This window comes from Candidatus Kapaibacterium sp. (assembly GCA_023957315.1).
Lineage (GTDB): Bacteria > Bacteroidota > Ignavibacteria > Kapaibacteriales > UBA2268 > PGYU01.
On record JAMLHE010000012.1, the window covers coordinates 1 to 26502 of the forward strand.

The 26502-nt window shown below is 37.6% G+C and carries 20 protein-coding genes; 13 read left to right on the forward strand and 7 right to left on the reverse strand.

The genetic code is table 11. The features are described 5' to 3' along the window. A partial coding sequence (locus M9949_11565; protein MCO5252039.1) for a tetratricopeptide repeat protein occupies nucleotides 1-752 on the reverse strand: 752 nt, incomplete at its 3' end. Nucleotides 753-850: 98 nt separating this feature from the next. Here M9949_11565 and M9949_11570 point away from each other — a divergent pair. Beyond that, on the forward strand, nucleotides 851-1297 hold the full coding sequence (locus M9949_11570) for a DUF2141 domain-containing protein (protein MCO5252040.1): 447 nt from the start codon (nucleotides 851-853) through the stop codon (nucleotides 1295-1297). 12 nt (nucleotides 1298-1309) lie between these two features. Here M9949_11570 and M9949_11575 read toward each other — a convergent pair whose 3' ends face one another. From M9949_11575 to M9949_11585, 3 genes are all read right to left on the reverse strand, one after another. After that, nucleotides 1310-2590: an NAD(P)/FAD-dependent oxidoreductase gene (locus M9949_11575; GenBank protein ID MCO5252041.1), complete on the reverse strand. Its 1281-nt coding sequence runs from the start codon at nucleotides 2588-2590 to the stop codon at nucleotides 1310-1312. Between the two features lie 196 nt (nucleotides 2591-2786). Further along, entirely contained in the window at nucleotides 2787-3023 is a 237-nt protein-coding gene (locus M9949_11580; protein ID MCO5252042.1) for a hypothetical protein, read from the reverse strand. Between the two features lie 222 nt (nucleotides 3024-3245). After that, nucleotides 3246-6191, reverse strand: coding sequence for an insulinase family protein (locus tag M9949_11585; GenBank protein ID MCO5252043.1), 2946 nt, complete (start codon nucleotides 6189-6191; stop codon nucleotides 3246-3248). Between the two features lie 267 nt (nucleotides 6192-6458). Here M9949_11585 and M9949_11590 point away from each other — a divergent pair, with 267 nt between their 5' ends. The 4 genes from M9949_11590 (at nucleotide 6459) to M9949_11605 (ending at nucleotide 14379) form a co-directional block, all read left to right on the forward strand. Beyond that, complete coding sequence (locus M9949_11590; GenBank protein MCO5252044.1) at nucleotides 6459-7571, forward strand: right-handed parallel beta-helix repeat-containing protein; 1113 nt, start codon at nucleotides 6459-6461, stop codon at nucleotides 7569-7571. Next, complete coding sequence (locus M9949_11595; GenBank protein ID MCO5252045.1) at nucleotides 7568-9214, forward strand: DUF6055 domain-containing protein; 1647 nt, start codon at nucleotides 7568-7570, stop codon at nucleotides 9212-9214. Before M9949_11590 ends, M9949_11595 begins: the two co-directional genes overlap by 4 nt. Nucleotides 9215-9240: 26 nt before the next feature. Next, the gene (locus M9949_11600; GenBank protein ID MCO5252046.1) at nucleotides 9241-11286 is read left to right on the forward strand and encodes a hypothetical protein; all 2046 of its coding nucleotides are present in this window, start codon (nucleotides 9241-9243) and stop codon (nucleotides 11284-11286) included. Between the two features lie 618 nt (nucleotides 11287-11904). Next, a complete protein-coding gene (locus M9949_11605) occupies nucleotides 11905-14379 on the forward strand; it encodes an SBBP repeat-containing protein (protein ID MCO5252047.1) in 2475 nt (824 codons plus the stop codon). Nucleotides 14380-15263: 884 nt separating this feature from the next. Here M9949_11605 and M9949_11610 read toward each other — a convergent pair. The 3 genes from M9949_11610 to M9949_11620 form a co-directional block, all read right to left on the reverse strand. After that, complete coding sequence (locus M9949_11610; protein ID MCO5252048.1) at nucleotides 15264-15455, reverse strand: hypothetical protein; 192 nt, start codon at nucleotides 15453-15455, stop codon at nucleotides 15264-15266. Nucleotides 15456-16052: 597 nt separating this feature from the next. Further along, complete coding sequence (locus tag M9949_11615; protein ID MCO5252049.1) at nucleotides 16053-16241, reverse strand: hypothetical protein; 189 nt, start codon at nucleotides 16239-16241, stop codon at nucleotides 16053-16055. A gap of 328 nt (nucleotides 16242-16569) precedes the next feature. Continuing rightward, complete coding sequence (locus M9949_11620) at nucleotides 16570-16884, reverse strand: DNA-directed RNA polymerase subunit omega (GenBank protein ID MCO5252050.1); 315 nt, start codon at nucleotides 16882-16884, stop codon at nucleotides 16570-16572. A gap of 133 nt (nucleotides 16885-17017) precedes the next feature. Between M9949_11620 and M9949_11625 the strand changes: the two genes are divergently transcribed. The 8 genes from M9949_11625 (at nucleotide 17018) to M9949_11660 (ending at nucleotide 26477) form a co-directional block, all read left to right on the forward strand. Beyond that, a complete protein-coding gene (locus M9949_11625; GenBank protein ID MCO5252051.1) occupies nucleotides 17018-17410 on the forward strand; it encodes a MerR family transcriptional regulator in 393 nt (130 codons plus the stop codon). A gap of 41 nt (nucleotides 17411-17451) precedes the next feature. Further along, a complete protein-coding gene (locus tag M9949_11630) occupies nucleotides 17452-18429 on the forward strand; it encodes a WD40 repeat domain-containing protein (protein ID MCO5252052.1) in 978 nt (325 codons plus the stop codon). Further along, the gene (locus M9949_11635) at nucleotides 18426-19133 is read left to right on the forward strand and encodes an OmpA family protein (protein ID MCO5252053.1); all 708 of its coding nucleotides are present in this window, start codon (nucleotides 18426-18428) and stop codon (nucleotides 19131-19133) included. The genes M9949_11630 and M9949_11635 overlap by 4 nt, the downstream gene beginning before the upstream one ends. Nucleotides 19134-19150: 17 nt before the next feature. Beyond that, a complete protein-coding gene (locus M9949_11640; GenBank protein ID MCO5252054.1) occupies nucleotides 19151-19981 on the forward strand; it encodes an amino acid ABC transporter ATP-binding protein in 831 nt (276 codons plus the stop codon). Next, entirely contained in the window at nucleotides 19978-21474 is a 1497-nt protein-coding gene (locus M9949_11645; protein ID MCO5252055.1) for an ABC transporter substrate-binding protein/permease, read from the forward strand. The genes M9949_11640 and M9949_11645 overlap by 4 nt, the downstream gene beginning before the upstream one ends. Nucleotides 21475-21547: 73 nt before the next feature. Then, complete coding sequence (locus M9949_11650; GenBank protein MCO5252056.1) at nucleotides 21548-22951, forward strand: leucine-rich repeat domain-containing protein; 1404 nt, start codon at nucleotides 21548-21550, stop codon at nucleotides 22949-22951. A gap of 148 nt (nucleotides 22952-23099) precedes the next feature. Next, nucleotides 23100-25241, forward strand: coding sequence for a polyphosphate kinase 1 (gene ppk1, locus M9949_11655; GenBank protein MCO5252057.1), 2142 nt, complete (start codon nucleotides 23100-23102; stop codon nucleotides 25239-25241). 3 nt (nucleotides 25242-25244) lie between these two features. Next, the gene (locus M9949_11660; protein ID MCO5252058.1) at nucleotides 25245-26477 is read left to right on the forward strand and encodes an ABC transporter permease; all 1233 of its coding nucleotides are present in this window, start codon (nucleotides 25245-25247) and stop codon (nucleotides 26475-26477) included. Nucleotides 26478-26502 lie beyond the last annotated feature (25 nt).

Genomic DNA, 26502 nt, shown 5'->3' on the forward strand with positions numbered 1-26502 from the left:
TTTACTATACTTGCTTCATAACTCTTATTTCCGGTTTTTACTGCATTTTCGAGGGCTTCTAAGTATAAATCTGTGGCTAAGTCGAGATTTTGCTCATCTCGCTCAACCATAGCTAAATTGGACAATGAACTTGCAATTCGATTTGCGTCATTTTGCAATCTTGCGATAGTCAGACACTCATCGAATTTCTCACGCGCCGATGGCATATCTTTGAGTTCGTAATGCAGAAGCCCGAAATCTGTAAGCATGATTGCATAGATACGGACAATTCGTGAAATTGAATCTTTTTCCATGCCCTGAAAATTATTTATATTCTTTAAATAGCTTAGAATAGTATCTTTGGAGATAATTGTGTTGATTTTTAGGTTGTTTTCGATTGCTTTTTCAAAATTCGAAAGTCTTTGATATGCTAAAGCTAATTGCGAATACGAAAAGGCTTCCTCAATGTTGCGATTTAATTGATGAAATATTTGTTGAGCTTTTAAAATTGTATCAATAGCTTCATGGTATTGGTCAGTAAATGTCAAATGATAGCCGTAGTTGCTCAATGCTCTTGCGATGCTGTATTTCTCGCCGCTTTCATATGCTTTTTGGAATAATACTTCGTACAACTTATCTTTATCGTTTGCTGATAATGTAGATAGATTGCCAACTAATGAGTTGATATAAGGAATTTGTTCGGATTTCGGTTTGGATTCAACAACTGTTAACAAACTATCAATGTTTGTTTTAGATTCTGTGAAATTTAACATGACAACTACTATTGCTGCAATAATGAACTTTGATTGGACGTTAATTTTCATATGTTCTATAAAATTTATAATGAATATATTTAAGTTTGACTAATTTTATGAAAACAAAAACATTAATCCTTATAACGTTTGTATATGCAATTGCATTGTTTGCAGATTCTCCAAAGACAGGAACAATCATTGTTGAAGTTGAAGGTTTTGGCAATGAAAAAGGAATTGTATTCTCGCACTTATATTCAGAGCATTTAGCAGAATATTTCCCCACAAAATCTTCAAATGCGTTACATAAACGAATAGTAAAAGTTGAAAATTTGCGTGCCACAATTGTTTATGAAAACATTCCGTATGGCACTTATGCTCTTACTGTTCATCACGACGAAGACGAAAACAAACGTATGAATCGAAACTTTATCGGTTATCCGAAGGAAGGCTTCGGGTTATCTAATAATCCTACAATCTTTTTGAGCGTCCCGGATTTTGACGATTGCAAATTTGAACTGCGTAAAGACACTGTCGTGGTCAAAATCAAATTGAAGTTTGTATGATTTTTTTAAATTTCAACATTCAACCTTTCTATTTGAAAGATTCTCCTTACTTTTTCTTTTGCCGTTCACAATCAATCTTGCACCCGAATTATTGCTCAAGTAAAACCAAATCCATTCCGACATCACAAACAAACGATTTCGGAAGTCAATCAAAAAGAAGATATGTATAAATGACCAAAGCAACCACGCGATCATGCCTTTTGAATGAAATTTACCAATGACCGATACTGCTTTTGCTTTCCCGATTGTTGCCATCATGCCCTTATCACGGTATTTGAAATGCTTCGATTTGCCATGTAAAATGACATCGGCGACAAATTTGGCTTGTTGAATTGCAGCAGGGGCAATTCCCGGGACTTCTTTGCCATGCTCATCAGTACAAAAAGCCGCATCTCCAATCACGAAAACGTTCTCGTTTCCGGGAATATTCATATACTTATCTACTATTGCACTACCCATCTTGTTCATTGGGGTATCCAAACATTTTATTAGCGGCGAGGCTTCGTTACCTGCTGCCCATATCACATTTACAGCTTCGATTGTGCCATTATTTGTATTCACAATATTTTCGGAAATATCGTTTACGCGTGTATTCAATCTGACTTCGACACCCATCTTTTCGAGTGCAACTTTCGTATAATCAGAAAGTGCATCAGGATAGGCACCCAACAATTGTGATGAAGCATCGACAAGTATTACCTTTATTTCTTCTTCTGCAATCAATGGGTAATCCGGTAATAGAGTTCTCCGAGCAATTTCGACAATGGCACCCGCCATTTCTACGCCTGTGGGACCACCTCCAACTATAACAAATGTTAGATTTTTTTGCTTGTCGTGACGCGAAGTGCTCATCTCAGCTCTTTCAAATGACTCAATCAGATTCTCACGTATCTTCAACGCGTCTGTGATTTCTTTCAAACCGGGAGCGAATTTCTCCCATTGATTATTACCGAAATATGAATGACGTGAGCCGGGCGCCAAAACGAGATAGTCATAACTGACAGCACCTTCATTAAGTTTGACTGTTTGTGTGTAGGTATCAATCGAAACAGCCTCGTTCATGATTACTTTGATGTTTGGTGAATATCTGAAAATCGAACGGATAGGCGCCGCAATTTCACCCGGTGAAAGTGCAGAACTTGCGACCTGATATAGTAATGGCTGAAACAAATGGTGATTATTGCGGTCAATCAGAGTGACATCAATATTCTTTTTATTCAAAGACTTTGCTACTTGCAATCCACCAAATCCGGCACCTATTATTACAACTCTTTTATTATTTATATTATTCACTTTATTGCTCCATCTTTAACATTATCAATGCACGTATTCCTATATATTGTTACGTATATATCAATAAAATGTTGCAGGACTAAGAATTTTATTCGTGAAGTATAAAATTGGAAGAAGGATACGCCTATTAGATTAAGAATTTGTAGGTGGAAAGTTTTAATGAAGAGGAAAATGAGAAAAATAAATTACTTAATTTTTAGTCCCATTTTTCAATTTCGAGTTCTAAATTACTTTGTTCAATCAATCTTCCGGTATCGGCATCATTTAAAGATTGTGAAATCCTCCTTTTCATCTCCTCTGAAGTTTTTGGATTGAGTTCCGGCTTGAACTCAATTTCATTTTTAAGAATTTTTTCGAGTTTGGATATAATCTTTTCATTGCTTATGTCTAAAAATTTTTTGACAAACAATATTTTTCTTGTCTGAATATCCATAATCATACTCTCAAACTCATTTTTTTTACAATCTATAATTTCATATTTAAAATCACTTCCAAAGTCTTGAACGATTGAGCTTTTAACATATTTTTACTTAGACTTCCGAAGTCTTTGTAATCAACTTCAAGATGCTTATTATATTCATATACTTTAAAAATTTAGACTTCCGAAGTCTTCATCTTTGGAGTATTTTAGACTTCGGAAGTCTTTGGGTTTTGACTAATAATTGAAAATTTCTTCTAAAGTTAGTTCTTTAACTTCGCCAAATTGTTTGAGCAAATCAAAATCAATTTTGTCGCGATTGCCGATTAAAAGGTAAGTGAATTTCTTGCCTTTGATACGTGAATTGAAGAATTTATCAAGGTCACTTATTGAAATACCGTTGATTCTGTCGTAAACGTCCTTACGGGTGTCGTGCTCAAAACCGAGCTTTTTGTTGCTTCTGTAATTCCAAAATATGCTTGATTTTGTGATTCTTTCGGATTCGATTTTCTTCATCATGCCTGTTTTCGAAAGTTCGAATTGCTTTTCCGCTTTGGGCATTTCATTAAGCAAATCAAGGAAAGCATCAGTAGCGATGCTTAATTTGTCCGGTTGAGTGCCCAAATATGCATAAACTAAGTGTGGCTTGTGAGCTTCGGCAGGTTGAGTGTAAGCCGCAAATGCCGAATATCCCAATGCACGTGATTCGCGTAGTTCTTGGAATACGACTGATGACAATCCGCTACCGAAATATTCATTGAAAAGTCTCGATTCAGCCATTGTTGTTTTGTCAAATTTACGGTCTTTAGATACCATTAAAATGTTTGTTTGGACCATATCGAAATGCACAAAATAGACTTCGCTTTTTTTGAAGTCTTGCTCGGCAAATTGAACCTGTTTGGGGTAATCTTTCAAAGTTTTGGGGGTTTTGTGATATTTTTCGACCAAATTCTTTGCATTGGACAAGTCCTTGCCATAATAATAGCCGTAATGCTTGTATGAACTCAGTCCTTTAATAATATCGGTCAATTCCTCAGGGTTGATGTTTCTTAAGTCATTTTCAGAGATTATACGTGTGAAAGGATTGTTTTGACCGTAAATCCCGAAATTCATCAATCCGCCCCACAAAATATTGCCTTGTTCGAGCTTTGCGTCGCTTCTGGATTTCAAAATATCTGCGACATAGTTATTATAAATCGTTTGGTCGGGCTTGGCATTAGCCAAAATATGCTCTAAAAGAGCAAGTCCCGGTTCAAAGTTGCTTTCAAGTCCTGAGATATAAATGTAGAGCTGGTCTTTGCCGGAGGAAACTCCCATGCTGATACCAAGGCGGAAAAATTCTTTGCTTAAATCTTCTGGAGAGTATTTGTCGGTGCCAATATATGGTAGATAATCTACAGCAAGAGGGAATTTCAAATCATGCTCCGACCCCATATCGAGCACATAATACAATGAGAAAAGCTCGTTTGTATGGTTTTTGATATGATTTAACTTAATGCCGTTCGAAATTTCAATCGTTTTAATCGAATCTTTGTAACTGATGAATACCGGCGATAGTCGCGGTGTTTCAAATTTCATTAATTCGGTGAAAAATTCTGATTTGCTGTCACGATTCATATTGATAGCAGTTATCTGAGGTTTGTCAACCTTGACAATGTTTTCATCTTTACCTATTCGTTTAAATACTGCTACGTAGTTTTCGCCAAAATTTTCAGAAGCGTATCTTATAACATCCTCTTTTGTAATTTGCGACATTGCGTCAATATATTTGCAATACTCGACCCAATCGTCATTTGAAGTGAAAACACCAACGAAAGTATGAGCAATACGATTAGATTCCTCGCTTCTGATTCGGTTTAATTTCAATCTATTGACAATCGCTTCGAGCAAATCTTCATCGAAGTCACCATTTTTTATATTTTCAAGTTCGCCAAGCATCAAATCAGCGACACTTTCAAGTGCTTGCCCTTCGCGTGGTTCGCCATAAAAATACAACATTCCATAATCATTATATTGTGAGGCATATGCCGCCGCAGTCAGCACTTGTTGCTTTTGAATTAGGTTTAAGTCTATCAACCCTGCTTGCCTGTTGTACAAAATTTGTCCCATCATGTCCATAACATGTTTGTCCGGGCTATTGACGCCACCGGTTCTGAAAGCAAGTGTAACAAATTCGCTGTTTGGACCGAAAACATCATGACGAATCGGGTGCTCAATCGGCTCTTCTTTCGGATGCTCAATTTTCGGAACGTCACTGCGTTTGCTTTTGCCGAAATATTTATCAATCAAAGCCACAGTTTCTTCGAAATTCAAATCCCCAGCCATACAAACAGCCATATTATTCGGCACATAGTAAGTATTCCAATAGTTATGAATATTGACCATTGACGGGTTTTTGAGATGTTCGGGGTCGCCAATGACGGTTTGTGTACCATAAGGGTGAGTTGGGAACAAACTCGCACTCAATTGATTGTAAGCGCGCGTTTCGTCACGGTCTTGGTACATATTGAATTCTTCGTAAACGGTTTCTAATTCTGTATGGAAAAGTCGAAGCACTAAGCTGCTGAATCTTTCGCTTTCAATCATCAACCAACGTTCCAACTCATTTGCCGGAATATCATTGATATAAACAGTTCTTTCACTGCTTGTGTAGGCATTTGTACCCTTTGCGCCCAGACCGCTGATTAGTTTGTCATATTCACTCGGTACTGCATATTGGGCTGCGACTTGCGATACACTATCAATTAGCTTGTAAATACTTGCTTTCTCGGCAGCATCGTTTGTGTTGCGATGTTTTTCAAACAGGTCGGAGAGTTCTTGAATATATTTACTTTCTTTTTCCCAATCGCTAGTCCCGATTTTATGCGAACCTTTGAACATCATGTGTTCCAGATAATGCGCCAACCCTGTTGTTTCATGCGGGTCATAAGTTGAGCCGGCTTTGACTGCAATATAAGTCTGAATGCGTGGTTCGTCAAAATTTTGCTTCAAGTAAATCTTCAAACCGTTGTTCAGCGTATATATTCTTACTTTCAAAGGGTCGTTTGTGACGTATTCGTACTTGTAGCCTTTTGAATCAACTGCTGATTTTAACTCATATGTTTGAGTGGGTTGAGAATAAAGAGAAACAGCCGAAATGCAAAATAGTACAAATAGTACTCTTAAAAAATTAATGGATTTCATCTAAATAACCTAAATATTGTTAATACCTTTTTTCAAAATTAACACTAAATACGCAGATTATAAAGTAATTGTTACGTTTTTTATCAAATACGATAAAATTTCACAAGCTACAAATCAAAATTCGATTGCAAACATTTTTGATATTTTCAATATTTGTCAAAAATTCTTTAAATTTGAAGATGAAATATTTTGGTAAACAGAAATAGTTTGTTTCGATTTGCCTAATAAAACGTTATATGATATTTGAACTTAGGAGCATAAAGAATAATGACAAAAATGACAGTTTTTTCGGTATTGATGATTTTCATTGCCGTCAATCTATTTGGCGAAACGATATATGTAAACAAGGGAATCGAATCACCTGAAGCAAGCGGAACTCAGACAACGCCTTTCAATACGATTGCCGCCGCATTAGCCAAAGCTAAACGCGGTGATGTCGTGGTAATTGTTGGCAATCACAAAGGCAAGCAATTAACTTACAATGAATCTGTTGTAATCCCAAAAGAGCTCGAATCACTTTCCATTAATGGGGACAACAATCCAATCATTGATGGTAGTGGCGTCAAAGGTTCCAACAATAATGCCGCATTTTTGATTAAGGCTGAAACTGTACGCATTTCCAATCTTACAGTTAAGAATTTCATCGGTGGCAATATTGATGAACTTGGCGTCAAAGGTGGCGCTGCTTTTGCATTTACTGCAGGTCTGAAAGATGCACGGATTGAGCGTAACATAATTGAAAATTGCAATTATGGAATGATTTTCAACCAAAATCAATCTTTGAGAATTAGTGGCAATACGCTAAAGGGCTTTCCTGCAGTCGAAAAGGACAATCCAAAAGCAGGTGGCATAGGAATCATGGTTTTCACGGATAACCAATACATTCAAGACAATCATATTGGCGACAAAAGCCCCAATACAATTTCCGGTGCTGAATATGCCGCAATTTATGTAGGTTCAGAACAAACTTTAGCATTTGCAGATTTTACACGTATCTCCAATAATATCATTGAAGATAATGCTGGCTACGGTATAGTGATGTCAAGCCTCGAAGGGTCTTGTATTCTATCGGGCAATGTTTTTGAGGGCAATAAAACTGCAATTTTTCTTAAAAGTGACAATCACGATACATTCATAGAAAAAAACACTTTCAAAGGCTCAGTCGGTCCAGCCGAAGTTGTGACTAACGAAAGTTATAGCGGTGCAATGCTTTATTCGATTTGGAAGCATTTCGAAAATATATTTGAAAAGCCCACTTTTGCCAAAATCGAACAAGAAGGTTACGAAAGCATAATAGATTCGGACAATTTGAGATATATTCGTACTAACCAAGCCGATGCCGAGAAGGATGGTGGCTCTAACGGGGTATTAGCTAAATGAGTTTTTTGGGGCAATTTATAATAGCCGTATTGCTTATTTACCCATTTTCGGGCGTTTTATATGCTCAAGATGAGTGCTGTTCGCACGGACATTATAAATGTCAGACTATTGAATTATTGAAAAATCGTAAAGCTAAGAAACTTCATTCGGACAGGCTTCAAGAAGATTTCAGAATTCCAATGCAAAGCAAATTCCCTTCGCAAGCGGGATATTTTGTTATTCATTTCGATACGGTCGGCGTAAACAAAGTTGATTTAACCGATATGAACCAAAACGGTGTACCGGATTATGTTGATTCGGTGGCATTTTATTTCGATGTTGCCTACGAATTTTTAGTTAATCAATTGGGCTATAATCCACCTCCGCCGGACAGCGGATTTGGTGGTGATGACCGCTATGATATTCACATAGTCAATCTTGTTGCCGAAGATTATGCAATTTACGGTTATACGGAAGCTGAATTAGACATTAATCCACCACTCAAACACCCGCGACATACTTCATCAATATATATTGATAACGATTACAGTCCATTTGATTCTATAAAAGTGGCTAATGGCAATAAAATTCCGGCTTATGCCATAAGCGGGATTAATGCCGTTAAAATCACTTCAGTACATGAATTACACCATGCAATTCAATTTGGATATGGCTATCCGGATGATGATGGCATTGCATTTATGGAGATGAGCAGCACATGGCTCGAAAGTGAACTTTACCCCGAATTGAACAACTATTTAGCTTATATTGGGGATTTGTTCAAAAGCTTAGAATCGTTTCCTCTTTCGGAAGCAAATAATGCCCAAACAGGTTATCGGTGGAATGTTTTTTTCAAATATTTATCAGAAGCATACTCACCCGACCTAATTCGGGATTTTTGGAAATTCATACTCGAAGAGCAGGCTCCTTTTGAAGCTCTTTATAGCTCCATTGAAACCAACAATCTTGATTACAATGATGTATGGACAGATTTTTTATCATGGATTTATCATACTAATACACGGTCTATCGGCGACACTTACTTTGCCGAAGCAGCAAGGTTTCCGCGGTTGACAATAAATCTAAGCGAGAACATGACTTCTGATATTTTTGAAATTGTTGAATTGCTCCAACCCTATCAATTTATGCCAATTCGAGTAAACAATTTAAGCGGTAGCGACAAAGGGATAACTCATTTTGATTTCATTATTGGCAAAATTCAGCCAATGAAAGTAACAGATGAGTTAAGTGAATTCAAACTGAAAATTAACAAAAACGAAGAAAGTCAAATTCCATACAGCATTTTCAAATACAAAATAGATGCCGATAAGGGCGATATTATAAGCGCTGTCTTTGTCAATGACGGTGCCCGCTACCCTGAGGAATCCTTTGTTTTGCCAAATCCGGTTGATTTAACAGTTGATGATTTTTTTATTGCAGTTCCACTGCTAATTGCAAATAATTTGAAATATAACATAATGATATACGACCCAAATTACATGGTTGTTGTTGATAAAAATATTGAACCAAGCCGGAGTAACGGATATACCGGGTTCCGGATTGATTTAGCTGATAATTCGTTAGCATCGGGTGTGTATCTGTATTCAATATCCGGAAATGATAAATCCTTTTTCGGCAAATTTGCTATAACTAAGAAAAAATGATGTATATTAATATTTAGGGAGTCACTATGTGCTCAATTAGACGTATTTTGTTGTTTTGTATAACTATTGTAGCTTTTAATCTCGGCAATGTAGCATTTGCTCAAGATTTCTGGGAACAAACTACCGGACCAAAAGATGGTGGTGGTGACTATGAGTTTGTTTATACAGTTGCCTTTGATTCTCAAGGGAACTTGTTTGCAGGAACTGCCGGAAACGGTCTGTATCGCTCAACTGATAAAGGTACGACGTGGGTACATATACTGACAGAACCTCAGATAGTTTGGCGAATCGCAGTCAATTCCAATGATGTTGTATTTGCTTGTACCGACCAAGAAGGCATCTACCGTTCCACTGACGGAGGAAATACTTGGGAAAATATTTTTGACGAGGGTATTTGGATAACTTCGATTGCATTTGACCAGAATGACAAGATTTTCATCGGTACTGAATCTGACGGAATTTTTTCCTCAACCGATGATGGTGATACATGGGTTTCGGTTTGGGACCCCGGCTTTGTATTTTGGTATTTATTCATTGATGAAGACGACAATCTCTATGTCTCAACATTTTTTGATGATGTACATAGAAGTACAAATGGTGGAGCAAATTGGGAAAGTATAGGATTTGAAGGAGATTTGGTTTGGTACATTACCCAAGATAATGATGGCAAATTATGGGCAGGGTCGGATGTGGACGGACTTTTTTCCTCTACCGATGGCGGTAATACTTGGGTACAGGTTGCTTTTAGTGGGTCTCCAATCAGCACAATTCTTATTGATGCAAAGGGTACTATGATAGCAAGCGACTATGATGTTTCTATCTATCGTTCGGTAGATGGTGGTACAAATTGGAGCAACATATCAAGTGGTTTATCTTTTGATGCTATTAACGGCACTGCTCTTGATGAAGAAAGTCTTGTTTATTTAGCATCATTTGGTGGCGGTGTTTACAAATCGAGAGAATCCTCATCCCCCGCAGTAATTTCAAGCATAGATTTGACTGCTACCACATTCTGCCAAGGTGAAAATGTTGAAATCGCATTTGATGTTGCCGGACTTTTCAACAAAGATAATACTTTTACCGCAGAATTATCCGATGAAACAGGCGATTTTGCAATTCCAACTGAAATAGGAACCACATTTGGGCAAAGCTCAGGAACTTTTTTAACAGCGTACATACCCGGTGAAGCAACTGCGGGAAGCATGTATCGAATAAGAGTTGTTGCCGATATGCCGGAATTTGAAAGCGATGATAATGGAACAAATATTACAATTAATAGTGTTAAGCCAACTTTGGTGGCTCCTGCTAACGAAGCTATCGGTGTGGCTTTGATGCCGGAATTGACTTGGAATGCTTCGGCAACTTGCCCTACTTTATATACAATTGAAGTCAGCACTGATAAGGATTTCATTAATTTAGTATTGAATGTAAATAATCATTCAGATACATCCTACACATTCACCAATAGTTTGAGCATGTTAACTGAATATTGGTGGCGAGTTGGTGCCGAAACTGAAAGTGGCGATGTAGTTTATTCTACCCCATCCACATTTACAACTGAAGATCAATCAGAATTTACACACAATATCAGTTTATCAAGCGGTTGGAACATGATTTCTACCTATATTATACCCGCCAATGTGGATTTTGATGCAATCATGAACGATATTAAAAGCTCTATAGTTATTGCCAAGAACAATGCAGGTCAAGTATATTACCCTGAATTTGAAATCAACGACATTGGCAATTGGAATATTAATGAAGGCTACCAAGTATTCATGACACAAGCTGAAACTCTCGAAATCACAGGTATGAAAGTTGAACCTGAAAACAACGGAATACCATTAGTATCGGGTTGGAACATCATATCATATTTGCGTGATTCGCAAATGGCTATAGTAGATGCTCTCGCTTCAATCACAGATGATGACAATTTGGTTATCGCAAAGGACAATTTGGGTAATATTTATTATCCGGAGTTTGAAATTGATTTGATTGAGTTCATGCAAATCGGACAAGGCTACCAAATCTATGTTTTAAGCAACGATACATTGATATATCCCGAAAATTAATAGATTTTACTAAGTATATTAAGATACAAAAATGGCTGCTCATAACGAGCAGCCATTTTTTGTGTAATGATTAATTCATCCGATGACTCCAAGCTTCCAAGTGTGGCATATTTGTTAGTGATGATTCATCCTTAACTCCAAGTCATCGGATGAATAGAAAAATTCTCCCAAGTGTGGAGCATTTATTTGATTAATTCATCCGATGACTCCAAGCTTCCAAGTGTGGCGCATTTGTTATAGATAATTCATCTGTTAACTCCAAGTCATCGGATGAATAGCAAAATTCTCCCAAGTGTGGAGCATTTATTTGATTAATTCATCCGATGACTCCAAGCTTCCAAGTGTGGTAAATTTGTTAAACGATAATTCATCCGATGAATCCAAGTCATCGGATGAATAGAAAAATTCTCCCAAGTGTGGAGCATTTATTTGATTAATTCATCCGATGACTCCCAGATTCCAAGTGTGGTAAATTTGTTAAACGATGATTCATCCGATGAATCCAAGTCATCGGATGAATAACGAAATTCTTACCAAAATCTACCATTTAATCACATTTTTTTTATATTTTGCAAAATCTTATTTTGTAAATTAGAAGAGTTTCATTTGGAGAGAAATATGAAGATAATAACTTTAGCTCTGGTAATTTTGATCGCGAATTTGTATCCAATATTTGGAAATAATTTTAGTGCAAAAAATCTAATTTCTGAGAGTGCTCGCAAGATTGAATTTATCGAAAATAAAGGGCAGATAGCCGACCAACACGGCAATGTCAATCACAATGTGCTATTTATTGCAGAAGTGCCTTACGGAACGATAACTATCCGTCGGGATGGTATCAGTTACTCCTTTGTCAAATATGATGAAGTTGCAATGAGCAAGCACAGCGAACGATTGCTCTCAAGAGATAGATTCGATGAGCTTGAAAGATTTGATGCTGAGCCAATCCCCGTGGATATTTACCGTGTAGATATGCGGCTCAAAAGCTCAAATTTCAGCCCGAAAATTGAAACTTTTGAAATGACCGAAGATTATAATAATTATTATCACGCTCATTGTCCGGACGGAATCACGAATGTGCGAAAATTCAGAACAGTCAAGCTTATTGATATTTATCCCGATATTGATTTCGTGGTTTATGCGAATAATACGGGTTTGGTGCAGTATGACTTTGTGGTCAAGCCCGGAGCAAATCCCGATTTGATAAATTTTGCTTTTGAAGGTGCTACAGATGTTGCAATCACAGCTACAGGCGATTTGCGCGTAGAAACCCCATTCGGCAGCATCGAACAAAAAGCTCCGATTGCATACCAACCCAATAATTTGGCAAAATACTTAAATTCGAGAGATTTTAAATCCAACACCCAAAGTCCCATTTCCCAATATACAAAAAACAGCGACAACTCAATTTCATTCGCCCTTGCAAACTACGATATTACTAAAGCCCTAATCATAGACCCACCCACACGCCTCTGGGGAACATATTATGGTGGATTCGGTAATGATGAAGGTCGTTCAATAGCTGTGGATGTGTTTGGTAATGTTTTTATTGCAGGTTATACTTGGTCGAATAACTCCATTGCAACTCAAGGGTCGCATCAAAGAACTATTGGTGGTAGTTGGGATGCCTTTCTAGTTAAGTTTAACAATAGTGGAATCCGACAATGGGGGACTTTTTATGGAGGTAATAATACAGATTTCGGCATGTCAGTAGCCACAGACGGTTTAGGCGACGTTTACCTTGCTGGGGAAACCCTTTCAGAAGAAGCCATCTCAACAGTAGGTTCGCATCAAAGCTCTATTGGTCTTGCTAAAGATGCATTTTTAGTAAAGTTTAATAGTAGTGGGGAAAGACAGTGGGGTACTTATTATGGTGGGACTGGTTCTGAGGCTGTGGAATCGGTGACAACTGATTTGGCTGGTAATGTTTTACTTGTAGGGAATACATCTTCAGGCGATGCTATAGCAACAGATAATTCTCACCAAAGCTCGCTTGGTGGTAGTTATAATGCTTTTCTTGTTAAGTTTACCAATAATGGTTTACGACTATGGGGTACTTATTATGGTGGTGATGGTGGTGATGATGGTCAAGATGTTATCACGGACATCTCAGGTAATGTTTACATTACGGGATATACAGGGTCAGGAATAGGGATATCAACTTATGAATCGCATCAAAGCATGGATGGCGGCGGCTTTGATGCCTTTTTAGTAAAGTTCAATTCAAACGGTGTTCGTCAGTGGGGTACTTATTATGGAGGCAGGAAAATTGATGTAGGCAATTCAGTCTCAACTGACATCTCAGGTAATGTTTATCTTGCTGGAAAGACAAAATCACCTACTGCGATAGCAACTGAAGGTTCGCATCAAAGTACTCTCGGTGGTTTATATGATGCGTTTTTAGTAAAATTTAATAGCAACGGAGTAAGACAATGGGGTACCTATTATGGGGGAAGTAGTGATGATGTGGGTACGTCTGTAACTATAGACGGCTCTGGGAATATTTACCTCACTGGTGAGACGCGTTCAAATAACACAATATCAACCTCTGGATCTCATCAGAGTATTTATGGAGGTGGAGGAGAACATTACGGAGATGCCTTTTTAGTAAAATTTAACAATAACGGTATTAGACAATGGGGTACTTATTATGGGGGAAGTGGTGGTGATGGTGGCGTTTCAGTAAAAAAAGACGACTTGGGTAATATTTATCTTGTCGGTAATACAAGTTCAAAAGACGCTATAGCAACAGTAGGTTCGCATCAAAGCATCATTGGTGGTGAAAGAGATGCCTTTTTAGTGAAATTTAGTGATAGCCCAAATTCTGTGATAGAGCAAATGAGCCCTTCGCAGATGAAAGTTTATCCCAATCCTGCGGAATCCTTGTTGTACGTGGATTTCTTGGTTCCCATGTCCGGAGCGAAAATTAAATTGCAAAATTTACTCGGGGTCACAGTTTTTGAGCAAGAACTAAGTGCAGGTGCAATCCACGAAAAAGCCTCAATCAACGTGGAAAATATCCCGACAGGTCTATATTTATTGATTGTCCAATCAGGCGAAAACTATTATTTTGAAAAGGTGATTTTGAGGTAGGGGGGAATTAGTGGGTGGAAGCTGATATTCAACCGCTTCGCGGTTGTGTTTAGGTTTTTGCTTTTTCCCCGCATTTCATACGGGGTTATTCATATTAAATCCTTTCAGGATTCTTATTGCACATTTGCCAAAGCACGAAGTGCTTAAATATGAATAGGAGGCTGTCTCACAAGGGCAGCCTCTTTGGCTTTCAATAAGGTGATAAAATGGGACTAATTGTTATAATAAGTATTCTAAATTTAATAATTGACTAGAAATGAGTATTATTCCATTTTTTGGTATGTTTTGATGCTAATTTGAGGCAATTTTGGATGGGAAAGTGAGATATTTTGCTATTTTAAGCTACAAATTTGCTCAGATTGTGGGCTAGAGCCAATAGTCCAACTTCGATTTCTACTTTTTCTTTGCCTCTCAGTGTAATCTTCTAAATTGTTTGTTGTGTTTGATATTGCCAAAAACCGCTTCCGGTTCAATTGGTCGTCGTTTTCGTTTTTTCACACCTTCATGACTCATCAGTCGGGATTTTGCTTGCTCTCTTAGTCGTTTTGCTTCTTTGTTTATTTCCTTTACTGTTCGATTGTCAGTCTTTCGTGACAAGCCGCTCGCAGCGAGCAACCGACGCAGTTTTTGGCTCTATATCGGCTAACTATTTGTTTGTATCCGTTCAAAGTTATTTTTTCTTTCTCTCCGATATTTTCCATCGCTTGACCCATTGGCAATAGTAACAGTCCTGTTCTTCGTTGTAATATAGATTGTCGGACTTGTTGATGTCTTTCTGCTAATTTGCTTTTCTGCTCTTATGAAAATAATTGTATTTGATATAGGCTTCGATATTATTGTCTTCTCGTATATTTGTAATTCTCATGACTCCTATGGCACCTGCATCAGCTGTGATTGAATAGATATTCACGATATTGGCGTTTATATGGATTCTCTATATGTTCAACAAATGTTGAAGTGTCTCCGGGTGTTTGATGAATGCTGTAATTGACCACTATTTGATTGTTTGTACTTATTTGCCAGTTGTAAGCAGCTTTTAGTTGTCCGTTTTGCATGCGGTCTTCTTTCATTCGCATAAATACTCGCATCAGGGTCGGTTTTTTAAACAACTGTTGCGACTGTTCATTTGCTTTTCGTATGCTTCATATTTCCTAATTGTTCAGACCAAGTTTTCTACTCTTGTCAGTTTAGCGCGTACATTTTTATCAATCTTTTTTTTACCAATACTTTAATATTTATTTCTTCATTGTTTCAGTTATACTCTCGGGATTTATCTCTTCATAGCTCTGTGGTTTAATGTCTCGCATTTCTTCTGCGCTTACCTGAAGTGCGTATTTCCACAATTCATTGACTTGTTGTAATATTTTTCTTACGGGTTCGGATATTTACCCCAAACAAAAACTGTATTTATTGGCATTTGCTCTTTTATTTTCGTGCCGTCTGTATATATCTTTAATATCCAAAATTCCGGCTTCATGAAATAGCATTACTACTTTAGAGAATAATACTTCTTTCAAGCCGCTTCGTTGCCGGTTTACTGCGGAAGCGATTGATTGTATTGTGATCCGGCTTTTGCATACCGCTTAGCCACATATAATGAATATTTTCTTGCACTAAATCTTCTATTCTTCGGCTTATCAGACATTATTCATATAAAGCATATACGAGTATTTTCAGAAGCATTCTCGGGCTGTAGCTGGTAGCTTCCGCCACCGATGGGCTGTTTCGATATCGCTTATATCAATTTCATCAATAATTTTATTTATTGTCCTAACAGGATGAGTTTCTTTAATCATTTCATCAAGAGATGGAGGTAGTAGAAACGCTTGTGATTGATTATAGTATTTAAACTTTGGTCTCATTGCATCGCTAACTTATTGTTGATTACAGCTGTTATGACGCTATTTTGCACCTAGTATTTTCTCGTATTTTTCCACAAAAATATAAAAAATGGCTGCCCTTATGAGACAGCCTCACAGATTTTCCCCAACACACGGTTTAAACCATGGGCTATGAATACAAATCCCCCTGCTCGCAAGCTCGCTTTCCCCCTTTGCCAAAGGGGGATTAAGGGGGATTTCTTGTTTTTTATTGAATTTGTCAACGTATTTCAGGACAAGAAAGTGAGGTGAAATAAAAAACGCTCCCGAATTTTCTCGGAAGCGTTTAAAGTATTTCATTTCTTTTTTTTTATCTGTTGTGTTTTAGTTCTTCTGGTTCGGGAATTTCGTATGTGATTTTCCTTTCGAAAATTTCTTTCATTGCGATGAAAGTAGGCTTGGGGAATTTATCAAATTCGCGACTGATATGAAGTTGGTCAAAGTTGATTCCTTCAGATTCGTCTTGAGTCGGAACAATATCTGCCATTCTTTCGTTTAGTTCGAACTTGATAAAGTCATTAATTTGGCGTGCACGCATACCCATTGCTACTATTGACTGATAAATCGAACCCTTCTCGGACTCTTGCATTCTGACAAGTACAGGGTTTACTACATATTTTTCCATTTTCAACTTCTCCAAAAATTTGAAATTTTGATAACTACAAATATAAGAATAAAAAAGTTAACAGAAAATTTTTTTAATATTAAGAATTTATTTCTTATCTTAGAACTTAGAAAATTTAACAATATGTTATATTATGCAAAAATTATATTATTCGATTAGTGAAGTAAGCAAAATTGTTGACGAAGAGCAACATATTTTACGCTATTGGGAAAAGGAATTCGATGCCATCAATCCCAAAAAAAATCGTGCGGGTAATCGTGTTTATTCCGAACGCGATATCACTATTATCAAAGCGGTGAAGAAACTTCTTCGAGAAGACAAGCTCTCTTTGCGTGGCGCCAAAGAACAGCTTAGCAAGTTCAATTTTGCATTGCCTACCGAGGAACTTGTTATCGGATTTGAGACGGTCGAAGAATCTGTCGGCGAATTTACGCATAAATCCAACTCTGACAATAAATTCCTTGTTAATAAGTTGAAAGAGTTGAAATCTTTACTTTTAGAAATTAAAGATTCTATTAGTACTTAAATTCGCTTAGAAAATTTTTAATAATATAGGGAGTGTAATTAATGAAGTTTTTCATTGGAATATTGAATTCCATTGTGCTTATTGCCTTTGTAGCTATTCCGGCATACGGAATCGAGTACGTCGAGAAAGTTGTCGGCAATCATGATGACGAGGTCTTGGGCGTATTTGTAAATGCTAAGGATTCGAAGGTCGCTACGTGTAGTTTGGACGAAACTATAAAAATATGGAGCTTGCCCAAAGGTGAATTGATTTGCACTTTGAAAGGGCATCTCGGTCAAGTGAATAATCTTTCCTTTTCGGGGAATGACAAATGGCTCGCAAGTGGTTCGAGCGACCACACCGTAAGATTGTGGGATATTGATAATTGCGCCCCGATGTCAATACTGAAGGGGCACACAGACCAAGTGATTGGCGTTTACTTCAGCCAAGACGAAAGCTCTACATATATTGCTTCGACTTCATTCGACAATACTGTCAAACTTTGGGACCGCACGCTGGGTTCGGAAATCAAAACTCTCCGCGGACATACAAAAACTACGAATAATGTAGCATATTCCTACGATGGCACTCAAATAGCTTCATGCAGTGATGACAAAACGATTAGACTTTGGTCAACTGATTTGACTACTCGCGAACCGATTCAAATTCTATACGGTCACGAAGCTCCTGTACTCACAGTATTATACAGCTTTGATTCAAAATTGTTGGCTTCATCGGACGAAGATGGATATATCAAAATTTGGTCAATGCCAAATGGTCAACTGCTTCGCACGATTAAGGCTCATGATGAGTTGATTCAGGATTTGACTTTTGCTGCGGACAACAAAACGATTGTAAGCGCAAGTCTTGATATGCACATGAAAATGTGGGATGTGACCACAGGCAATAATCTTTACACCAAAAAGCTCGATACTGAGATTTGGTCTGTTGATATTGTTTCCGACGGCTCGATTATCATCTTAGGATGTGCTGATTCATCAGTTAGATTCCTCACCAAAAAGGCAGGGAAAAAGAAATGATGAAAATTCTCACATTAGCCATTATAATGCTGATTATCAATTTTGCCGCCCTACAATCACAAATGCGAACTGTGGTCGCCGTCACAGGTCATGCGATTGAGGCAATTACTAAAAATCCCGTTGCAATAAAAATCGCTGTTCATGATAACACGGGCAAAAAAATAAATCAAGTCAAAAGTAATGCTTCCGAAGGCGGTTATTACTACGTCACAGGTCTTTTTCCGGGCAATACTTACACATTTAAAATTATCGAAGAAGGATATTTTGCTACCGAAATCGCCGTTTCGATTCCTAATACTGACAAATACATCGAAATTTCCCGTGACTTTTTAGTCAATCCGCTTAAGAAAGGCGGTATAATTCCGGTTGCTGTTTCGCCATTTGAAATTAACAAATCGAAACTCAGATTTGGTTCTTCGGTTGTATTAGATGACATTGTCAACACTTTGAAAAGCAACAAAAATGTGAAATTTACGATAAAAACATTTCCTGATAATAATATCGATACTCTAAAAAATGAAAATTTAACCGGTTTGCGTGCCGAATCATTAATGGATTATTTTGTCACAAATGGCATTAGTCCGGAGAGAATTACTGTTGAAGGTGCGTCTGTTACCGACCCTAATAAACCGCCACCTACCGAAAAAAGAGCTAAGGGCAAAAGGTACATTGGCAGTGCGTATATTATAATCAACGACTTTTAGCAATTAAAAAAATATTTGTGAACTCTAATATTATCGAAATATCGGGATTAGACAAGTATTACGATGGCAATAGAATCCTCAAAGCTCTGAACTTTTCGGTAAGCAGAGGGGAAATTGTTTCCATTATAGGACGTTCCGGTTGTGGGAAAACCACGCTTTTGAAATGCGTTAATTTGCTCGAAATCCCCGAAAACGGTATTTATAATATTAATAACACAATTTTTGACTTTACTAACCTTAATTTAGCTGCCCTGAAAACTCGAAGAATCTTTTCGGGGCAGAATACTTTTCTTGACAAAGCCGATTATCTCGGTTATGAATTGAAAACAAGTATCATGCAAATCAGACGCAAAATTGCCCTGATTTTCCAGTCTCTCAATCTTTTTTCCAATCTTAACGTATTAGAAAATGTCAGTTTGGCTCCGCGAATCATAAATGGATTGACCAAAGAAGAAGCCGCTGAATTAGCAATTTCACTTCTAAACAAACTTAATCTTCGTGATTTCGAAAAGCGAATGCCTTACAGCCTGTCGGGTGGTCAAGCTCAAAGAGTGGCTATAGCTCGTTCTCTTGCGATGAATCCTGATGTGATACTATTCGATGAGCCTACTTCGGCTTTAGACCCCGAGTTAATTTCTGATTTTGTGGAATTGATGAAGGATTTGCAAAGCGAAGGTATCACTCAAATCATCGTTACTCACCAAATGCTGCTCGCAAGAGTAGTTGCCGATAGAGTTGTGTATATGCAGGATGGAGAGCTAATCGAATCCGGCACTCCGGAGGAAATTTTTGACAATCCCAAAGACCCCAAAACTTCATCTTATATATCTAAGGTGTTGTTGCGATGACCAAAATATTTACTTTTTTTGCTGTATTTTTCATAGTTTATACAACGAATTCGCAGGATTTGCTGAAGTGGGCTGCTGATGCCGAAGGTAACGCCCCTTATATTTTCCAAGACCCAAACGTTCCCGAGAAATTAATCGGATTTGAAATTGATATTGCGTCTGCATTAGCCTATGAACTCGGACTCAAAGAGCGTTTTGTCCAAAATCAGTGGGATGGACTAATTCCCGGATTATATCGCGGCGATTACGATATCGCTATGAATGGGCTTGAAATCACTGATGAAAGAAAGAAGGCAGTCAATTTCTCCAAGCCATATTATATTACTCATCTGTCAATCGTAATTCGATTCGAATCGGACTCACTTCGCGATGAATTTGACTTGAAAGGTATGAATGTAGGTGCACTTAAAAACTCCCAAGCTGAAAATGTGCTTAATGAGTTGGACGGAGTCAAAACCAGAACATATGAGGGCGAAGTGAACGCTTTCGAGGACTTGCAGAATGGTAGAATTGATGCAGTTTTAGTTGATTTCCCAATAGCATTATATTATACAAGTATCAATAAAGCACTGAAAATAGTTGGCTCTGAAGTAAGCGAAGTAAGTTACGGAATTGCCCTCAGACTTGAGGACAAACAGCTTCTCCAAACAATTAACGCAGGTCTCGACTCATTGATTATAACCGGCGAATTGAGGAAAATTCTGGAATCATGGAACCTCTGGAACCATGAAATGACTGAGTATTCAAATGATTATTCCGAATACGATTTGCCTGCAATTCGCTATGATTATTTCGTAGCGTCAATGTCACAAGATTCATCCTTAGAATCACTCTTCGTCCGCTATTTATCGTTTATGCCCATGGTAGCTCGTGCCGCATTGATGACGGTCAATATTTCAGTTCTATCAATGATAATCGCTATAATTCTGGGTTTATTCATTGCTATTACTAAAGTATATGGTCCGAAACCCTTATCGATATTGGCTTCAGTATTCATTGAAGTTATTCGAGGGACACCATTACTGATTCAGTTGTTTTTCATTTTTTATGCATTGCCGACAATCGGAATCAAATTGTCACCTTTTTTGGCAGCCATTATTGGCTTGGGCTTGAATTATGCCGCATACGAAGCCGAAAACTATAGAGCGGGACTGTTTTCAGTCCAAAAGGGACAAATAGAAGCTGCTTTATCCTTAGGGATGTCTCGCCGGAATGCACTCCGACATATTGTATTGCCGCAAGCTTTCCGAATAGTATTGCCGCCTGTGACAAATGATTTTATATCACTGCTCAAGGATTCATCACTCGTATCGGTCATCACATTAGTAGAATTGACAAAACTTTATAATCAATTATCGTCAACATATTTTGATTATATCGGCACCGGTATTATGATTGCCGCAGTCTACTTGCTTCTCGGGCTACCCTTTGTCAAACTATCTCGTAGTATAGAGCATCGCATGACTAATGATGTTGACAAAAAAAAGTATTAACCGTAAACTTAAGTTTTTTTAGTTCGTCATAGCTGTAATTATGTTTGTTATATTAAATTTTGAGTACTTATCTATGAAAAAAGCATTAATAATTTTTGTGTCTCTGATGATGTTTGGTTTTGTTGATATGGACGCACAAAACAATGAGCGTCTAAAAAAGTTTGAACGTTCAAAACAAGAAAGAAACACCAATCGTCCGGATAGACAAAAAATTACAGACAGATTAAACAGACGGTCTGCAGGTATGACAATGGAAGAAGCTTTAGCTCAAGCTACAACGCTCAAAACCTTAACTTTGAGAGGCGATGGTTTGACAAGTCTATCTTCGCAAATTGGCGAATTTGTAGTTCTCGAGAGGCTTAATTTAACAGATAATTTGCTCACAGCTCTACCGTCGGAAATTGCAAAATTGACAAATCTTAAAGAAATAAATTTAAGTAAGAATAAATTTACAAAGATTCCTGATGTGCTCGCTAAATTGCCAAATTTAACTTCTATTGAAATGAGCGACAATCAGCTTACTACAATCGGACAGGATTTATTAGCCTTCAAAACTCTTAGCAAACTCAACTTAGACAATAATCAAATCTCAAGAGTTGATGCAGACTTTTCAAAATTGGAAAATCTAACAGATTTGTCATTGATAGCTAATAAATTGACTGAACTTCCGGTTGAATTGTCCAACGCTCCATCTTTGAAGGAATTGAATCTTGCTGAAAATCAGCTCAATTCACTTCCGAAATCAATCGGGAATTTCCCCAAACTAGCATCATTAGATATAAGCAAGAACAATCTCAGAGGACTTCCAGAAGAAATTACTTCAATCCAGCGCCTGAGAACGATTGAATTGCACGGCAACCCACTTGATACTTTACCAACATCTTTCGGTTCACTATCATCAATCATGAAACTTGACCTTAGCGGTACTAATATCAAAACTTTTCCCAAATCATTCGAGCAACTCCAACAACTCAGAACTTTGGTAATGAACAATATGGGATTGACAAAACTACCCGATGATGTGGCTGCAATTACACAACTTCAAGAACTTTCGCTCAACAACAATAAATTGAAAGATTTGCCTGCAAATATGGATGCTATGACTCGCTTACGTTCTGTATCTCTGACTAATAACGAATTTACTGAAATTCCGGCGTCTTTGGGGAAAATAGCTACACTTCAAAATCTCGATATGTCGAACAATAAAATCGTTACCGTGGGTTCGGCTGTAAAGGGAATGACAAATTTGCAAAGCTTTAATTTGAATGCTAACCAAATCAGTTCGATTTCCGACGATATTTCCAATCTTGTTAAAGTTAAATCAATATCATTGATTGACAACAAGATTACGACTTTACCGGCATCAATGTCAAGAATGACTGAACTGAAAATGATAAATTTGAAGGGTAATCCGATTTCTGACACTGAGAAAGAAAAAATCAAAAAGGATATTCCGAAAGCTCGATTGATTTTCTAATCATAAAATTAGAGAAAAAACGGTCTGTCGGATTTTTCGGCAGACTTTTTTTTTATTCTTTTTTTGAGCTGTCAAATGAAAATTTATTCTTGTTTGTCTATAATAGTTTATATTTTAGCATATAATTCCATTTTTTAGGGGAGAATTAATGTTCGCCACAAATGATGAGCCGATAATCGAAAATAATGAAATTGAAAAGCAAAGCGCCCTGAATAGTAAGAAGAAACTAACATCGCACAATTTTTACTTCAATCGGGAATTAAGTTTGATTGAATTCCAAAGGCGTGTACTTAGCGAGGCGGAAGATAAAAGACATCCGTTGTTGGAGCGTTTGAAATTCTGCTGTATATTGAGCTCTAACTTAGACGAGTTTTTCATGATTCGAGTAGCCGGACTTAAAAGCCAGGTTGCAGGCGATGTGGTAGAACTTTCATATGACGGAATGACACCGGAGAATCAGCTAAAGGAAATTCGCAAACAACTCTTGCCTATCTACAAAAAGCAAGAAGATATTCTTACCGCGCAAATTTTTCCGGAATTAGAAAAAAATGATATTTACTTCCATAGAATAGAAAATTTGAATGACGAGGAATACTTATATGTCGAAAATTTCTTCAACAATGAGATATTACCATTGCTGACTCCGTTGAGTTTGGGACCGGCAAATCCTTTCCCGCGTCTTATCAACCGTAGCTTAAACATTGCTTTTTTGCTTAAAGAAAATAATGAAGATGTCACTGAAAACCATATAGCTTTTATTCAGGTGCCTTCGGTTTTGACTCGATTTGTGAAAATACCGCGAGAATCTGGCTATCACATCGTTCTAATCGAACACGTTATCAAAGCATTTGCAGATGCACTTTTCCCCGGATTTGAAATCCTAATGGCAAATACTTTCCGAGTAACTCGTGACGCTGATATCGAAATTGCGGAAGACGAAGCTGATGATTTATTATCCGAAATAGCCGAACAAATCAGACTCAGAAATTGGGGGAAAGCAGTTGTCAGGCTCGAAGTAAATTCCAAAATGCCGGATTACCTTGCTAATTTGTTGATGAAAGCGCTCGACATAGAGCCATCAGATGTTTACGTTCATGCACGTCCTTTGAATTTGGTAGATTTCATGGAATTAACAAAATATGATTTGCGCCATTTGAAAGACACACCATTTGCATCCAGAAAGATACCGGAATTTATGATTGAGGATGTTACATTGTTTGATGCCATAAAAAATCAAGATATTATGGTGCATCATCCATTCGATACTTTTTCGAATAGTACATTGAAATTCATTACTCAAGCAGTTCACGACCCTGATGTCTTGGCAATTAAAATCACTTTGTACAGAACGGGAATGAATTCCGATGTAGTGGCTGCATTAAAACGAGCAGCCGAAAACGGCAAACTTGTGACTGCATTTGTCGAATTAAAAGCCAGATTTGACGAAGAAAAAAACATAATTTGGGCTAAAGAGTTAGAACTTGCCGGTGCTCACGTTGTGTATGGTGTCCCTGGATTGAAAACGCATTGTAAGATTGCGATGATTGTCCGCCGAGAACAAGGCAAACTCAAGACTTATTTGCATCTTTCGACCGGAAATTATAATCAAATTACAGCTCGTCTTTATACTGATGTTGGACTCTTTACGGCAAATGATGAATTCGCCAAAGATGCTACGCATTTATTTAATTATTTGACAGCCTATTCTTACCATAAGGACTGGAATCATTTGATTTTGGCTCCTGTCGATATGAAAAGAAAAATTTTATATTTCATAGATAGGGAAATTGAAAAACATTCGGAAGCAAATCCGAGCTTCATTTTTGCAAAGATGAATTCAATTGCCCACCGTGAAGTTATTCCCGCTTTATATAGAGCATCTCAAGCAGGAGTAAAGATTCAATTGCTTGTAAGGGGAATAACATGCCTCAAACCCGGCATTCCCGGAATTAGTGAGAATATTGAGATTCGTAGCGTGATTGGCAGATTTTTAGAGCATAGCCGGATTTTTTATTTCAAAAATGGGGGAGACGAAGAGTTTTACATCTCAAGCGCCGATTGGATGTCTCGTAATTTGAATCGCCGTGTAGAATCTATGATACCAATTTATGAACCGAGTTTGAGAAGCCAACTTTGGCAAATTCTTAACATTTATTGGCAAGACAATTGCAAATCATGGGTACTGAATACTGACGGTACTTATACTAAGATTTCTCCTTCGGACGGTGAGAAGCCCTTTTCTGCCCAAGAATTTTTTTTGGGTCAAGCAAAGCAAAGTAAGCTGTTCTAAGCGATGAAATTCGAGTACTTCATAGCACGTAGGTATATTTTTGCCAAACGCAGTTTCAACTTCATAACTGTGATTACCGTTCTGTCTATCATCGGGATTACTGTCGGAGTGGCGGCACTAATCGTAGTGCTTTCGATTTTTAACGGCTTTCAGAATATGACAAAAAAGCAATTTTTAGGATTCGACCCGCATATCAGGATAGTCCCGAAGGAAGGGACATGGTTCGACCCGAAGGGATTGACAAAGCAAATTGCCGAAATTGAAATGACAGAATCTATTGTCGAAAGTTACAACTCAAAAGCTATCGGATTCAACAACAACCAAGTCCAAGTTTTCGAATTATTGGCGGTTGATTCGGAGCATGAAGATTTTTACGATGGAATCCGAAGAGCAACGATTTTCGGAAAGTTTGCATTGAAAACCGACAATCCACGTTTGCCCGGAATTGTAGTCGGGAACGTTCTTGCCGACAAGCTGCGAGTGCTCCCGGGAGATACGCTGATGCTTTTGTCGCCGCGTTCAATCGAAAAAATCATTTCCGGTGTTGGAATGCGTGGAACTCAACCCGCAATTGTTACGGGAATATTTAGCTCCAACATCAAGGACTATGATTCACGATTTGGTATTTCGAGCGACGTATTGGCTAAATCAATACTAAATCCCAACATGGGATTCATCAACTCTATTGATTTGCGTATTAATGATATCAAGCATCTCGATGCGATGAAATCTAAAATTTCTGCAATTTTGCCTAAGGATTTGCAAGTTCTTACTTGGCAGGATTTGAACCCTGATTTATTTGCAATCATGAAATTCGAGCGATTCGCTACATTTTCTGTTCTGAGCATTATAATTATGCTCGCAGTATTCAATGTGCTTATTTCATTGTCTATGACCGTGATTGAAAAGCGACGCGATATTGGTGTGCTTCGCTCTATGGGAGCATCAGGCAAATCAATCCGTAATATCTTCGTTTATCAAGGAGTTATTATCGGGCTTGTTAGCACGGTAATCGGTACAGCGCTTGGACTATTTGTCTCCTTTGGTCAAATAAATTACAAATGGCTCAAAGTTGATTCGTCTAAATTTATAATAGATGCCATTCCGGTAGCAGTAGATTCGGCAGATGTGTGGATAATTGCCGGATTTTCAATAATACTGTCCACCATCGCAACGATTTATCCGGCGAGACGTGCTTCAGATATGGAAATAATCGGCTCGATTAGAACAGAATAAAAATTTTAAAAAATTAAGAGGTTTT

What these genes read in the sequence shown, in the direction of transcription:
- M9949_11660 (MCO5252058.1), top strand. Translation starts at nt 25,245, where the DNA reads ATGAAATTCGAGTACTTCATAGCACGTAGGTATATTTTTGCCAAACGC.
- M9949_11620 (MCO5252050.1), bottom strand. Translation starts at nt 16,884, where the DNA reads ATGGAAAAATATGTAGTAAACCCTGTACTTGTCAGAATGCAAGAGTCC.
- M9949_11570 (MCO5252040.1), top strand. Translation starts at nt 851, where the DNA reads ATGAAAACAAAAACATTAATCCTTATAACGTTTGTATATGCAATTGCA.
- M9949_11610 (MCO5252048.1), bottom strand. Translation starts at nt 15,455, where the DNA reads ATGCGAATGAAAGAAGACCGCATGCAAAACGGACAACTAAAAGCTGCT.
- ppk1 (MCO5252057.1), top strand. Translation starts at nt 23,100, where the DNA reads ATGTTCGCCACAAATGATGAGCCGATAATCGAAAATAATGAAATTGAA.
- M9949_11635 (MCO5252053.1), top strand. Translation starts at nt 18,426, where the DNA reads ATGATGAAAATTCTCACATTAGCCATTATAATGCTGATTATCAATTTT.
- M9949_11600 (MCO5252046.1), top strand. Translation starts at nt 9,241, where the DNA reads ATGTGCTCAATTAGACGTATTTTGTTGTTTTGTATAACTATTGTAGCT.
- M9949_11625 (MCO5252051.1), top strand. Translation starts at nt 17,018, where the DNA reads ATGCAAAAATTATATTATTCGATTAGTGAAGTAAGCAAAATTGTTGAC.
- M9949_11605 (MCO5252047.1), top strand. Translation starts at nt 11,905, where the DNA reads ATGAAGATAATAACTTTAGCTCTGGTAATTTTGATCGCGAATTTGTAT.
- M9949_11645 (MCO5252055.1), top strand. Translation starts at nt 19,978, where the DNA reads ATGACCAAAATATTTACTTTTTTTGCTGTATTTTTCATAGTTTATACA.
- M9949_11585 (MCO5252043.1), bottom strand. Translation starts at nt 6,191, where the DNA reads ATGAAATCCATTAATTTTTTAAGAGTACTATTTGTACTATTTTGCATT.
- M9949_11595 (MCO5252045.1), top strand. Translation starts at nt 7,568, where the DNA reads ATGAGTTTTTTGGGGCAATTTATAATAGCCGTATTGCTTATTTACCCA.
- M9949_11630 (MCO5252052.1), top strand. Translation starts at nt 17,452, where the DNA reads ATGAAGTTTTTCATTGGAATATTGAATTCCATTGTGCTTATTGCCTTT.
- M9949_11615 (MCO5252049.1), bottom strand. Translation starts at nt 16,241, where the DNA reads ATGAGACCAAAGTTTAAATACTATAATCAATCACAAGCGTTTCTACTA.
- M9949_11650 (MCO5252056.1), top strand. Translation starts at nt 21,548, where the DNA reads ATGAAAAAAGCATTAATAATTTTTGTGTCTCTGATGATGTTTGGTTTT.
- M9949_11580 (MCO5252042.1), bottom strand. Translation starts at nt 3,023, where the DNA reads ATGGATATTCAGACAAGAAAAATATTGTTTGTCAAAAAATTTTTAGAC.
- M9949_11590 (MCO5252044.1), top strand. Translation starts at nt 6,459, where the DNA reads ATGACAAAAATGACAGTTTTTTCGGTATTGATGATTTTCATTGCCGTC.